At 71.7% G+C, this 537-nt stretch carries 1 pseudogene; it reads right to left on the bottom strand.

Annotated elements, in window-relative coordinates:
* Positions 1-537 (bottom strand): annotated as a pseudogene (locus QN224_RS33600) (AMP-binding protein); the annotation flags it as partial.

Here is a 537-nt window from a genome sequence, read left to right as displayed (position 1 = left end):
CCAGATCTGTGCCAGCATCGTCTCGATCTCGCCCTTCGGCGCCGCATAGGCGGCCCGCGCATAGGCATCGTCGTCGGGAAGCGGCAGCGCCTGGCGGTCGAGCTTGCCGTTTGGCGTCAGCGGCAGGGCGTCGATGCGGACGAAGGCCGACGGCAGCATGTAGTCCGGCAGGTGGGCGCTGAGATGGGCGCGCCAGCTGGCGGCAAGCGCGCCTGCGTCGTCGCCGTCGTCCGGTCCGGCCTCGGGCACGGGCACGGGCACCACATAGGCGACGAGGCGCTTCTCGCCCGTTCGATCCTCGGGCGCCAGCACGACGGCCTCGCGCACCCGGTCGTGCTCGACGAGGCGGGCGGCGATCTCGCCCGGCTCGATGCGGAAGCCGCGGATCTTGACCTGGTCGTCGTTGCGGCCGAGGAACTCGAGATTGCCGTCGGGCCGATAGCGGGCGAGGTCGCCGGTGCGGTACATCCGCGCCCCCGGCTCTCCGCAGAACGGATCGGCCAGGAAGCGCTCGGCCGTCAGCTCCGGTTGGTTGAG

Origin of the sequence: Sinorhizobium sp. 7-81 (genome assembly GCF_030124405.1) — a bacterium.
Lineage (GTDB): Bacteria > Pseudomonadota > Alphaproteobacteria > Rhizobiales > Rhizobiaceae > Sinorhizobium > Sinorhizobium psoraleae.
This window is presented reverse-complemented; position numbering and strand designations above follow the sequence as displayed.